Genomic DNA, 12,020 nt, shown 5'->3' with positions numbered 1-12,020 from the left:
GGCCCCGTCCACGGCATCCACCAGGAACTGGCGCAGGTTCTGCCCCGGCATGAGGGAGTAGATGCTCTGGCCCACGATTTCCTTGGGCTCCCGGGTCCCGTCGTCCCCGGCGAAAAGCTCCCGGGCCGCGGTGTTGGCCAGGCGGACCACCCCGTAAACGCTGGTTAAAAGGATCACCTCGGCGGCGGCGTCCAGGACGTGCTGGAGCGTGAGCCGGCTGGCGGCCAGGTTCTCCTCCAGGTGGGACAGGATGTCCAGCTTGGCCTGGGTGTGCTCCCGGGTGAGGGTGGCCAGGGGCCAGGCGACGTCCCCGTCGGCGGGGCGGAAGATGCGCTTGAACTGCCGCGCGCCCGAGGTCAACAGCGCCGCCTCGTTCACCGACGGGGTCCCCGAGTAGAAGAGGCAGAGCTCGGTCCCGGCGGAGTTGTCCCGGTACACGCGCAGCGGCGGCTCCGGCTCATCATCGGGATTGCCGACCTCGCCCTGCCGGAAGAGCAGCTTGCCCGCTGTGTCGCGCAGGAGAAGCCCGTGGAGCCCCAGGGTGTAGGTGAGGCTCGTGGCCGCCTCCGCGGCGCCGGTCAACGGCTCCTCCCGGGAAAGCTGGTCGGAGACGATCAGCTCCAGGTCCATGAGACGTTTGTCCAGGGCCCGGTTGACCGACACGAGCCGGCCCAGGCTGGTGAACAAAAACGCCAACGAGCCCGCCAGAAGGCCGGGCACGACGGGGACGAAGTGGTTCGCCAGGGCGAAGACGCCCCACGCCGCGAGGGGGTAGCCGACGGCGAAGGCACAGAAGACGATGATGGAGACCTTTGGGCGGAAGCGGGCGAAGAGGTCGCCGGTGACCGCCGCCAGGAACAGGGACAGGACGACGAGGACCCAGCGCGGCCAGACGGTGGGCTCGTCGCCCTCGAGAATCGTCGCCGCCGCGTTGGCGTGCACCTCCACCGCCGGCATGGGCGCCAGCCGGGAGAAGGGGGTGATGACGGCGTCGTGCAGCCCCTCCGCCGAGGCGCCGAAGAAGACCAGCTTACCGTGGAGCCACTCCCTCAACTGGGCTTCGTCGGAGCGCAGGACGGCCACGGCGCTGTACGTGGGGAAGGTGCCCGTGGGGCCCCGGTACGCGATGTCCAAGCGTTCGCCCTGGCTCACCCCGGACTCGAGGGGCGCGGACAGCGGTTCGAGCCTCCCCCCGCCGAAGGCGGTGGCGGCGGCGGCGGAGAAGGCGGGGTACGATAGGCCGCCGTAGCTCTGGTAGGCGTACAGCGTGCGGTAAACGCCGTCCAGGTCGGGAACCAGCGCCACGTGACCCAGCGAGTGGGCCTTGGCGACGAAGGGCGCCGCCGGGACCAGCCATTTCAGCGGCTGACCGGGAATCGGCGAAAGGTACACCGGCAGAACGGTGACGCCCATGCCGATGGCGTCGGCCAGGCGCTCGTCGGAGGCCGGGTTGTCCGGCTCCAGGAGGGCCAGGTCCAGGGCCAGGCAGGCCGGGTCCGCCGAGTGAATCCGCTCGACGAGCTGCGCCAAAAGGCCCCGGGGCCAGGGATAGCGCCCCAGCTCCGTCAGCGAGCGCTGGTCAATGGTCACGAGGGCGATTTCGGGATCGGGCTCCACCGGCCCCCGCAGCTGGAACTGCAGGTCGCGGGCGCCCACCTCGAGCCGGTCCAGGAGGCCGGCGGCGGAGAACGTCGCGGCCACGGCCCCGGCCAAAAGGCCCACCGTGAACCCCCACGAGAGGAACCGTTTTTTTCCCCCCCGGGCCACGTCGTCCTTCGCCGCTTTCTTGTTTTCCATCCCGGACCGACCTCAAGGCGCAGGAGAGACCCAACGAATCCATTGTAGCATAGCGCCGGTGACGTATTTCCTTGACACGGACCTCTTTTTTTCCTAGCTTAACCTATGGCGAAGTCCCGCGACGAAAACCCGTGTAAGGTCGCGCATGGTTTAGGTGTGCCCCGCGGGTGTGACCCCACCGGTCAATTACCCAATCCTTATGGGAGGAACATGAAAAAGATAGCCCTTATCTCGATCCTTCTCGTCTGCGCCGTGGCGGCCATGACCCCGCAGGAAGCCGGTGGGTTGGTCATCGAGCGCGTTCTCAATGGCGACACCGAGGCCAAGCGGGTCTACGTGTACCCCGACAGCTTCACCGGCGGCGAAATCGAGTTCTGGCACAACTCGATAACCCTCCCCGACGAGCCGGGGTACTTCGTCTTCGTGGACGATTACCCGGCGGCCAACTGGGAGCACGCCGCGCGCGCCTTCTTCGTCGCCGAAGACGGACGGATCACCACCTGGAACGTCTCCACGCCCCCCAGGTACATCCAGGACGACCTGGTCGAGCTCACCGACGGCCGCATCTACGACGGCCTGGATCACGCCGAGTACCACATCCCCACCCTGGAGGAAGTCCAGCCCGCCCGCGCGTACCTGGACACGATAATCCCCCAGCCCGGCGACCGGGCCGGCGTACGCTACGCGCTCCTCATGAGCGGCGGCGCCAGTCAGGGCAACAACCACATCCGCTACTGGAACGACATGGCTTTCATGTACTGGACGCTCATCAACGTCTACGGCTACGACGAGAACGACATCTTCGTCCTGATGTCCGACGGCGACGACCCGGCCGTGGACCGCTCCGACGGCACGAACTCCCCCACCGACCTCGACGGTGACGGCGACCAGGACTACGAGGACCCCTGCACCCGGACCTACGTCTTCCAGTACTTAGACAACCTGGCCGCGACCGTGACCACCAATGACAGCCTCTTCATCTTCACCACCGACCACGGCGGCGGCGCCAGCGACAACGTGTACCTCAATCTGTGGAACTTTGAAGAACTGCAGGATGACGAGTTCGCCGCTGAACTGGACACCATCTCCTTCTCCCAGTGCATCATCACCATGGAGCAGTGCTTCTCCGGCGGCTTCATTGACGACATCCAGACCACGGGCACCGAGAACGTGGTGATTTCGACTTCCTCCAACGGCAACGAGTACTCTTGGGCCATGCCGCCCTACTACTACTACGACACCTACGTGTACTTCTGGACGGCGGGCGTGAACGGCGAGTTCCCCGGCTGGCCCGTTGACATGGGCGGCGGGGTGTCCGACGCCGACGCCGACGACGACGGCACCGTGACCGCGCACGAGGGCTACATCTACGCCTTGGCGGAGGACTTCTCCGACGAGCATCCGCAGTACTACGACGCCTCCGGCATCGGCGACGATATCAGCCTCTGGGGCGCCGGGCTCGGACCCCGCTTGCGCATGACCTACTACGAGGTGTTGGGCGACGAGGGCGACGCGCTCCTGGTTCCCGGCGAAAACGCCGACGTCTCCGTCACCCTGAAGAACACAGGCGGCGAGATCGCCACCAACGTGGTCGCCATCCTCTCCTCCGACGATGCGGACATCGAAGTCACCGTGGGCGAGATTGACTACGGCAGCCTCGACCCTGACCAGGAGTCGGAGGGTCCCAACCCCTTCGAAATTACCGTTTCCAGCTTCGCCAAGGACCCCTACGTCTTCTACCTCAACTGCGACGTCACCGCGGACGGCGACATCCACGAGACCTTCCCCATCACGGTCACCGTGGGCTCCGTGTACGGCTTCTACGACGACATCGAGAGCGGCGAGGGCGACTGGGTCCACTCGGGTGACGTTGACCTCTGGCACATCGAGGACTACCGCTCCCACACGCCGGTCAACTCCTGGAAGTGCGGCGGCGAGGACGATGGGGACTACGAGTCCCACATGAACTGCTACATCTACTCGCCGATGATTCTCGTCGGCCTGGACGCCCCGCAGCTCGACTTCTACGCCTTCTACAAAATCGCTCCCGGCGACGGCTGCAGGCTCGAGTTCGGCGACGACACCCGCGCCTGGGACGAGCTGGAGGTCTTCTACGGCACCCAGCAGGACTGGATGCTGGAGACCTTCGACCTCACCGATTACGCCGGCACCATCGGCCAGTTCCGCTTCAACTTCTACTCCAACGGGACGACCGAGCGCGAGGGCTTCTACTTCGACGACTTCGAGGTCTCGCCGCCCGATGTGGGCATCGAGCTCGTTAATTTCGCCGTCGAGTCCACCGACGCGGGCGCCCTGGTGTCCTGGACACTGGGCGACGGCGACACCACCGCCGGTTTCGACGTTTACCGCCAGGACGGCGTTCTGGTTGACTCCATGGTCTTGGCGACCGGCGACCGCAACCCGCTGATCTCGCTCAACTCCACGCCGATTCCCGGCGGCGGCTCCAACTACCGCTACCTGGACATGGACGTGACCTCCGGCGGCGACTACCTCTACTACCTCAAGGCCACCGACACCGACGGGACCCTGTCCCTCTTCGGACCGGTCGAGTTCCACTACGACGCCGAGGCCGGCTCGCGGACGACCGAGTTCAACGCGCCCTTCCCGAACCCCGCCTCGGGCGAGGTGACCTTCGCTTTCAGCCTCGCCGTTGACGGCCGCGCCTCTCTGGCGGTGTACGACCTCGCCGGGCGCCGCGTGGCCACGCTGACGGACACCGAGCTCGCCGCCGGGCGGCACGAGATTGCCTGGGACGCCTCGGGAATCGCCTCGGGGGCCTACATCGTCCGCCTGGTGACCGACGGCAAAACCCTGAACCAGCGCCTGGTCATCAGCCGGTAGCAGCAAGACACCTCGAAGTTAAACGGAACCCAAACCGGGTTCCGTTTTTTCTTGAAATTTATTTAAATGTGGTATAAAATCTACCACGGATACTTAAACTGAACAGCATAGTAATGGAGGAGCTATGTTCGGTGACTATGTAAAAGCACAAAGATTGGCGTTGGATCTGAGTCTACGCCGATTTTGCCAAAAGCTGGAACTGGATCCCAGCAACTGGAGCAAAGTCGAACGCGGGATTCTTCCGCCGCCCAAGGATGAGGTATTCCTGGAGCGGGTAGCAGGTTTGTTGCAGATAGAAGTTGGTTCACCAAAATGGCAAGAACTCTCTGATCTAGCTCATGTTGACCGGGGAGAGATTCCCGAGTATGTGATGCAGGATAAGGATCTCGTCGGGTTGCTCCCCGCCTTTTTCCGGACCATTGACAACGTAAAACCCACCAAACAAGAGGTAATTCAACTGCTGGAAAGCATAAAGGAGGCACATAAATGAGCTTTCAAATCATCTGTCCCTTTATCAGAAAGGAAGAGCTTTGGGAGAGGGCTGAACATATTCGAACCACATACCGGGAGAACGAGAGCTTACCAATTGACAGTGATCTGATATGCGAAAAATCCGGTATGCACATTGTACCAACAACGGATATGCCCGAGATTTTCGATTGCTGTATCATCTTAAACAGAAACGAGTTATGTGTTAATTGGAAAAGGTATATGGATGACCGCAACGAAAACCGTCTTCGTTTCACTTTCGCTCATGAATTAGGACACTTCGTCCTTCACCGGAGCATTCTTGAAGAGCTAAGTCTGCAAACGATAGATGATTATCTGGAATTCTTGGATGCAGAGCAAGATGAAGCGTATTTACGTTTTGAGTTTCAAGCCAATGAATTTGCAGGGCGTTTGTTAGTGCCTAGAGACTTACTTAAAGAAAGATTAGACAAGTTAATAAGTTCCATTCCGTCAGATCAACGACCTCTTGTCGCCGATAATATCGAATACTTTAAAGAACTGGCTAGCAAGAAAATTTGCGGCGAGTTCGGTGTTTCCCCAATGGTTATAGCAATCAGGCTTGAACGTGAAGGGTTGTGGCCTCCCAGGTTGTAGAGGGAAACACTTCACTTCCAAACCGACTCGATAAGTAAGCTCATTGTTAAAAAACGGGCGGACCTGAAGGTCCGCCCCTACGTTAGAGTCAGGGCGCTTTATCACATGGCCGACTGCCCTGTCCGCCCAAGCTCCGCCTATTCGGCCAGACCCGCCTCCGCCCGCGGCTCCAGAATCAACCGCTCCCGGGGGTAATCGAAGGTCACGGCGGCGAAGCGAACGAGAAAGGGCAGCCCCAGCAGCGCGTCGGCGTCCATGGAGGACAGCGGCCCCCCGGCCTCGCCCAGGGCGTAGGTCACCCGGGGGCCGTCCACCCGCCAGAACGAGGGGCGCTCTCCCTCCGCCGCTCGAGCGCCGACGAGGTAGTAATCCGCCTCCCGCAGCAGCGCCCCCATAATCCCACCCAGCCCCGCCAGGCTCATGAATGTGTAATCCCCGGGCGGCGCCCCCGAGAGGTCCATCAACCAACCCGAGCTGCGGGGCAGGACCAGAAGCTCCAGGGGCGACCCCGAATCCAGGATGAAGGAAAGGCCGCCCGCCCCCTCCAGCTCGCCCGGGAGCTGCGGCAGCCGCCCCGGCAGGTGTATCGGGACCACCACCGCCCCCGGCGGGACCGCGGGCTCCGCATCCGGCGGCAGGAGCTCCAGGGTGCCGGACTCCACGTCCAGCCGCGCCGGAACCTGTCCCAGAAGGTCGTAGCCGATGAGGCCGTCGAAGGGGGCGACGAGGCTCAACAGAAGCGACGGCTCTCCGATGACCACCGCCTGCCCCTCGAGGGTCACCGGCCCGATTACGAGCCCGTCCACCACGGCCACGCCGTGCCCCGTGGCGTCGTTGCCCAGGGAGACGACCAGGCTCTCGCCGACGGGAACGAGCCCGAGTTTTTCAGCGACGTCGGGCCGGAGGTAGCTTATCGCCGCGCCGGAATCCACCGCGAGCTCCAGCTCGAGGCCGCCCACGGTCACCGGCGCCAGGAGCATGCCGCCCGCCAGGCGCAGAGGAATGGTGCGCTCCGCGTCATAGTCATAGACCAGGCCCGAGGGCTCGGGCGGGGTCAGGTCAACCTCACCGGGGTCCAGCTCCCGGAACGCCCCCCGGTCGAGCTCGTAGGCGGGGGAATCGGCGGGGTTCACGGAGACGGTGCGGGAGAGGTGCGGCACACCGTCGTCCGGCTCGCCGAAACCCGCGTACCAGATGCGTTCGTCGTAGGACACCTCGGTCCCGGACAGGCGCCCGTCGGGCTCCAGGGTGAGCCTGAGCCGCGCCCCGTACCAGTTCAGAATCACCTCGCCCTCCGGTCCGAAGGAGGGAGTGAGCGCGAGGTAAGCCCCGCTCAGGAAGAGGGCGTTTATCGCCGCCTCCTCGTTCTCGCGGGGGGAGAGACGGCGGACGGCGCCACCCGTGGTCTTCTCCCATCCCCCGTCCGGCGTCCAGACGACCTGCCCCTGGTCCGGGCCGCTGAGCGGGATGGTGCGGAAACCCCCCAGAGTGCCGTCCTCCGCGAGGCGGTACCGGAGCTCCGACTCGGTGAGGTATCCCAGGGCGGTCGTGGTGAAGATGAGGCTCCCGGCGCGGGGAAGCTCCCCCCGCCCCAGGACGAGCCGCTGGTGGACGTCCCACCGGGCTCCGGCGTCGCCGGTTCCCTCGCACCCCGAAAGCCACGCCGACGCGACCGCCAGGACGAGCGGGAATAAAAGGGCCTTCCGTCGGAACTTCTTTCGCGTCATCGGTTCATCACCAGAGGTCCTCGGTCGTCAGGTGGATGTCGAGCGTTTCTCCGTCGCGCAGGACGGCCAGGGTTCTCTCCGTGCCCGGCTCGGCCGCGGACCACTCGATGAGATCAATGGCGCTGAAGATTACTAAGGGCGCACCGTCGAGGGCCAGGATGACGTCGCCCGCGAGGAGCCCCGCCCGCTCCGCCGGGGAATTTTCCCAGACGACGATAACCTCGCCCCCCGCCGCGGTGAAGCCGAGGCGGTTGGTGGGAACGCCTTCCCCGAGACCGTCGGGGCCCACCTCGAGAATCAGCCGCCCGTCGGGGTAGTCCAGCGTCACCCGCCGGAAGCGCCGAAAAACGTCCTGCCCGATGTTCCCCATCTCCCGGGTGCGGGCCAGCGCCCCTTCCGTCTCGCCGGACAGCACCACCAGCGGCTCGGGGACGCTCACCGACCCCAGACGCAGCTCGCCCGACTTCACCAGCCGGTGGAAGTTCGCCCCGCCGAATCCGCTCACCAACTGCGGCCGCCAGTCCGGGTAGCGCTCCTCGAGGCCGTACTCCTCCACCGCCGGGCGGTACACCGTGGTGTAGTTCAGGTTCCCCAGGTCGAGGGCGAAGTAGCCCCGGACGCCGTCGAGCTCCGCCTCCACCGCGGATATGCCCTCGTCCAGCCGGAGCGGCAGAATCTCGGTGACGCCGGGCTCGGGCTCCGGCGGCCGGTAGGTTTCGGGGTCGTAGATGGTGAGCGCGGACTGGGCGTAGTCTATCTCGACCACGGTCCGGGCGAAGAGCTCGTAGCCCAGGATGCCGCCCCATTCCCGGCCGAAGTGCCGGCCGAACCCGGAGAGGTCCGCCGTCGCCAGGGTCGGCTCCTCGAAGGTCAGGCCGCCGATGGTCAGGCTCTCGGCCTCGAGGATGCCGACCTCGCCCAGGCCGCCGGTCCCGACCCCCGCCCCGGTGCCGACCGGGACGATGCCCAGTTCCTCGGCCACCGGCGTGGAAAGCGCGCTCATCGTGGCCCCGCTGTCCAGAATCATCCACACCGGCTCACCGTTCACCAGGGTCGGGACGAAAATGGCGTCGCCGGTGAACTCCACGGCTACCCGGACCCGGTCCACACCCTCCGGGAACACCAGGCGCTCCGCCACCGGCGGGAGGAAGAGGGTCGGGTCCACCGGCTCGTTGAAGGCCACCTCCTCCAGCGTCTGGTCAATGACGAGGGGCAGCCCGGTGAGGGTGGTGTGGAAGCGGCTGGGCAACCGGAGGCCGGAGAAATCGCGAATATCCGAGCAGGTCGTGACGTGGACGACTCCGTCCAGCTCGGAGGTGATGCGGCGCAGGGAGCCGTCGCCGGAGTCCAGGAAATAGCGCCGGGGGTGGAAGGGTAACCCGCCCTCCACGGGGCCGTAGTCCAGCACGTCGCAGGGCGCGCCGTCCACCTCCTCCACGCCGGCCCAGGTCACGGAAAAAAGGCTCGGGTCGGGGTGGCAGTAGAGGAGGGCGTCCATGACGAGGGAGGCGGTATAGTCCGCGAGCTCTACGCCGGCCAGCTCCCGGACCTCGCCGTTGGACGCGGCGATCCAGCCCCCCTCGGGAGTGATGAGCACCAGCTCGTGGAGCGGCCCGAGGGTGACCTCGCTGCGGTAGTAAATCCCCCGGATGAAGTCCCCGGCGTCGCAGGTCCCGTCGGCGTTCACCGCGGGCTTCTCCGGCGGCAGGACCACCAGGATGTCGCTCACGCCCTCCATCCCGCCCGAGGCGATGGTCCCCGAGTAGCGGATGGTTTCGAGCGATTCCCAGCGGGCGTCCACACCGATGGATTCGCGGTGCCGGGCAAGGGCGTCCTCGGCCTCTCCGGCGTTTGCGGCCATGACGAGAACGAGGACAAAGACCAGCGTTACGATCCGGCGCATCCGTCAGACTCCCGCGTTGACGTTTCGGCTAGATTAAAGGCGCCCCGGGGTCTTGTCAAGGCGCGCCCCGCGGCGGTAAACTCGCCCCGATGGACGTTCTCATCCACATCTGCTGCGGCGTCTGCATCCTGGAGCCGCTCCGCGAACTGCGCGGCGAGGGGCACGACGTGCTCGGCGTGTGGATCAATCCGAACATCGAGCCGACTCGGGAGCACGACCGCCGCCTGGACGCCCTGGGCACCGTCGTCCGGGTCGAGGGGTTTTCCCTGGTGCGCCTGGGCGCGCCGGACTATTCGCCCCCCGCGGCCGAGCCCTCCGACGAGCGCTGCGGCTACTGCTACCGCCTGCGCCTCCTTCCGACGGCCCGTCTCGCCGCCGAGTCCGGCGCCGCCTTCACCACCACCCTCCTCTTCTCCCGCTATCAGCGCCACGACTTGATAAAGAGCGTCGCCGAAAAGGTGGCCGCCGAGACCGGGGCCCGGTTCCTCTACCGCGACTGGCGGCCGCTCTTCGCCCGGGGCCAGAGCCGGGCCCGGCGGCTCGGCATCTACCGACAGCGCTACTGCGGCTGCCGGCCCAGCCTCGACGCCCGCCTCAAAGAGTAGGGCGGCCCCAAAGGCCGCCGTCCGACCCTAACACCGGCCCGTTCCTCGTAAATTGCGATGATGTAGGGCGGGGATTTGCCAGGGGCATAGCTCGCTGCGCTCGGTTCCTATCCCCGCCGTTTTACCCCCCACCCTATCCCTCCCCCCAGAGGGGGGAGGGGACCGCGGGACGACTTCACCTCTTCGCCCAACCGTCAGCACGTAAAAAACCGGCCGCGGGGCCGGTCGTCTTTACATGGTTCTCGTTCACGGCCTTGGAATCCCCAGGTCATTACATATTTTCTTCGCTAATTTATCACTGATCTCCCTAGTGCCTGGGAACCGTGGACATTTTTCCAGTCGCAACATTCATGAATACGCTGTGCTTACTACCCTCACGTTTCAGGCGGCACCCGGACCGGATTAAATGCTGGATCAGTCCTTGGCGTTTCATGCCGTCAGTTGCAAGGGTTCCCGTATAACTTCGGTATTCTCCAATCGTTTTTCTGCTTCGTCCCGGTAGCATTCCAGCAACAACCGAACCGCGTCTAGAAGATTCTCCCTGGCTTCTTCGAGGGTTGCGCCTTGGGTGTTCGCGCCGGGAATCTCTTCCACGAAGGCTATGTAGCCTTCCGGCACTTTCTGGAAAACGGCGGTCAGCTGCACTTTCATCTCAACTCCTTTCTCTGCCGTACAAAATCCGAGTACAGTATAGCTCTTTTATTAGGCAAGCGGGAAGTGGTACAAGGGGCGGGCGTCCACACCCGCCCGTTTGCCATCCAGCACATGCGTTTTAGTGTAGGGCGGGGATTCCCAACCCCGCCGCTTTTACGTTCCCTACCCCGACCCTCACCCTAGCCCTCTCCCTAAAAGGGAGAGGGGACCGCTTTTACCCCTCACCCCAACCCGTCGGCGCGCCGCTCCCACGGGGAGATGAAGCTGCCGAATAAAATCGCCGTCATGGGCGCCGGTAGCTGGGGCACCGCCCTGGCCATCGCCTTCGATTACGCGGGCGTCCCGGTCACCCTCTGGGCCCATACCCCCGCCCTGGCCGCCAAGCTCTTGCTGCACCGGGAGAACGTGGACTACCTCCCCGGCGCGCGGCTGCCCGATTCGGTATCCATCACCGAGGACATAGCCGAGGCGGCGCGCGGCGCAGGGGCGGTCTTCTCCATGGGGCCGACCCAGTTCGCCCGCGACGTCATCACCCGATTCAAGCCGCACCTCCGGAAGGGCGCCATCGTCGTCAACGCCGCCAAGGGCATCGAGCGCACCAGCCACCAGACGATGACCGAGCTGGCCGAGGAGGTGCTCCCCGACCGGTTCCACAAGCGCCTCAGCGTGCTTTCGGGTCCGAACTTCGCCGAGGAGGTGGCCCAGGGACTCCCCGCCGCCGCCGTCATCGCCAGCCGCTCCAAGGCCGCCGCCAACTGGATTCAGCAGAAGCTCTCCTCCGACCGCCTCCGCCTTTACACCTCCAACGACCCCATCGGCGCCGACATCGGCGGTTCGATGAAGAACATCTTCGCCATCGCCGCCGGGGCCATAGACGCCCTGGGGCTGGGGGACAACATCCGCGCCGCGCTCATCACCCGCGCCCTAGTCGAGATAGCCCGACTCGGAAAGGCCGCCGGCGCAAAGGGAAAGACCTTCAAGGGCCTTTCCGGCCTGGGCGACCTCCTCCTCTCCTGCTCCAGCCCCAAGAGCCGCAACTATAGCGTGGGCTACCGCCTGGGGCGAGGGGAGAGCCTGCGGGACATCCTGGCCGAGATGGTCCACGTCGCCGAGGGGGTGCCCACCACCGTCGCCGCCACGGCCCTCGCCGAGCGCCACAAAATCGAGCTCCCCATCACCGCCGAGGTTTTCCGGATGCTCTACGGTGAGAAGAGCCCCGCCGACTGCGTCCGCGACCTGATGACCCGCGAGCTCAAGCCGGAGTAGCGGTCGCCGTGCCCAAGAAAATGTAGGGCGGGGAGTTTAATCCCCGCCGTTTGTCCCATGCCCGCCTCAACCCTCACCCCAGCCCGGCGGCGCGCCGCTCCC

9 protein-coding genes and 1 pseudogene are annotated in these 12,020 nt (G+C 65.1%); 5 read left to right on the top strand and 5 right to left on the bottom strand.

Translation table 11 applies throughout. The annotated features are described in order from the left end of the window. Positions 1–1,797: CHASE2 domain-containing protein (locus NTW26_09275; GenBank protein MCX7022444.1), on the bottom strand; the 1,797-nt coding region annotated here is incomplete at its 3' end. Between the two features lie 210 nt (positions 1,798–2,007). Here NTW26_09275 and NTW26_09270 point away from each other — a divergent pair. The 3 genes from NTW26_09270 to NTW26_09260 all read left to right on the top strand — a co-directional run bounded on the left by NTW26_09270 (position 2,008) and on the right by NTW26_09260 (position 5,763). Then, entirely contained in the window at positions 2,008–4,659 is a 2,652-nt protein-coding gene (locus NTW26_09270) for a T9SS type A sorting domain-containing protein (GenBank protein ID MCX7022443.1), read from the top strand. Positions 4,660–4,783: 124 nt separating this feature from the next. Then, positions 4,784–5,149 carry a helix-turn-helix transcriptional regulator gene (locus tag NTW26_09265; protein MCX7022442.1) on the top strand — a complete coding sequence of 122 codons (366 nt, stop codon included), beginning with the start codon at positions 4,784–4,786 and terminating at the stop codon, positions 5,147–5,149. Continuing rightward, positions 5,146–5,763, top strand: a complete 618-nt coding sequence (locus NTW26_09260; protein MCX7022441.1) for an ImmA/IrrE family metallo-endopeptidase — start codon at positions 5,146–5,148, stop codon at positions 5,761–5,763. Before NTW26_09265 ends, NTW26_09260 begins: the two co-directional genes overlap by 4 nt. Before the next feature lie 137 nt (positions 5,764–5,900). On the opposite strand, the gene NTW26_09255 is transcribed toward NTW26_09260, so the two are convergent. After that, on the bottom strand, positions 5,901–7,490 hold the full coding sequence (locus tag NTW26_09255; protein MCX7022440.1) for a retropepsin-like aspartic protease: 1,590 nt from the start codon (positions 7,488–7,490) through the stop codon (positions 5,901–5,903). A gap of 7 nt (positions 7,491–7,497) precedes the next feature. After that, positions 7,498–9,393, bottom strand: a complete 1,896-nt coding sequence (locus NTW26_09250; protein ID MCX7022439.1) for an aspartyl protease family protein — start codon at positions 9,391–9,393, stop codon at positions 7,498–7,500. Positions 9,394–9,482: 89 nt separating this feature from the next. Here NTW26_09250 and NTW26_09245 point away from each other — a divergent pair, with 89 nt between their 5' ends. Then, positions 9,483–9,998 (top strand): epoxyqueuosine reductase QueH, encoded by a 516-nt coding sequence (locus NTW26_09245; protein ID MCX7022438.1) that lies wholly within the window; start codon positions 9,483–9,485, stop codon positions 9,996–9,998. A 246-nt stretch (positions 9,999–10,244) separates the two neighbouring features. On the opposite strand, the pseudogene NTW26_09240 reads toward NTW26_09245, so the two are convergent. Continuing rightward, a pseudogene (locus NTW26_09240) lies at positions 10,245–10,431 on the bottom strand (type II toxin-antitoxin system HicA family toxin). Further along, positions 10,428–10,649 (bottom strand): type II toxin-antitoxin system HicB family antitoxin, encoded by a 222-nt coding sequence (locus NTW26_09235; protein ID MCX7022437.1) that lies wholly within the window; start codon positions 10,647–10,649, stop codon positions 10,428–10,430. Before NTW26_09235 ends, NTW26_09240 begins: the two are co-directional and overlap by 4 nt. Positions 10,650–10,910: 261 nt before the next feature. On the opposite strand from NTW26_09235, the gene NTW26_09230 reads away from it, so the two are divergent. Next, positions 10,911–11,918: an NAD(P)-dependent glycerol-3-phosphate dehydrogenase gene (locus NTW26_09230; protein ID MCX7022436.1), complete on the top strand. Its 1,008-nt coding sequence runs from the start codon at positions 10,911–10,913 to the stop codon at positions 11,916–11,918. Positions 11,919–12,020 lie beyond the last annotated feature (102 nt).

This window comes from bacterium (assembly GCA_026398675.1).
GTDB lineage: Bacteria > RBG-13-66-14 > RBG-13-66-14 > RBG-13-66-14 > RBG-13-66-14 > RBG-13-66-14.
This window is presented reverse-complemented; position numbering and strand designations above follow the sequence as displayed.

Excerpts from the sequence above, each read along its gene's own strand:
- NTW26_09270 (MCX7022443.1), top strand. The coding sequence starts at position 2,008 with ATGAAAAAGATAGCCCTTATCTCGATCCTTCTCGTCTGCGCCGTGGCG.
- NTW26_09265 (MCX7022442.1), top strand. The coding sequence starts at position 4,784 with ATGTTCGGTGACTATGTAAAAGCACAAAGATTGGCGTTGGATCTGAGT.
- NTW26_09260 (MCX7022441.1), top strand. The coding sequence starts at position 5,146 with ATGAGCTTTCAAATCATCTGTCCCTTTATCAGAAAGGAAGAGCTTTGG.
- NTW26_09255 (MCX7022440.1), bottom strand. The coding sequence starts at position 7,490 with ATGACGCGAAAGAAGTTCCGACGGAAGGCCCTTTTATTCCCGCTCGTC.
- NTW26_09250 (MCX7022439.1), bottom strand. The coding sequence starts at position 9,393 with ATGCGCCGGATCGTAACGCTGGTCTTTGTCCTCGTTCTCGTCATGGCC.
- NTW26_09245 (MCX7022438.1), top strand. The coding sequence starts at position 9,483 with ATGGACGTTCTCATCCACATCTGCTGCGGCGTCTGCATCCTGGAGCCG.
- NTW26_09235 (MCX7022437.1), bottom strand. The coding sequence starts at position 10,649 with ATGAAAGTGCAGCTGACCGCCGTTTTCCAGAAAGTGCCGGAAGGCTAC.
- NTW26_09230 (MCX7022436.1), top strand. The coding sequence starts at position 10,911 with ATGAAGCTGCCGAATAAAATCGCCGTCATGGGCGCCGGTAGCTGGGGC.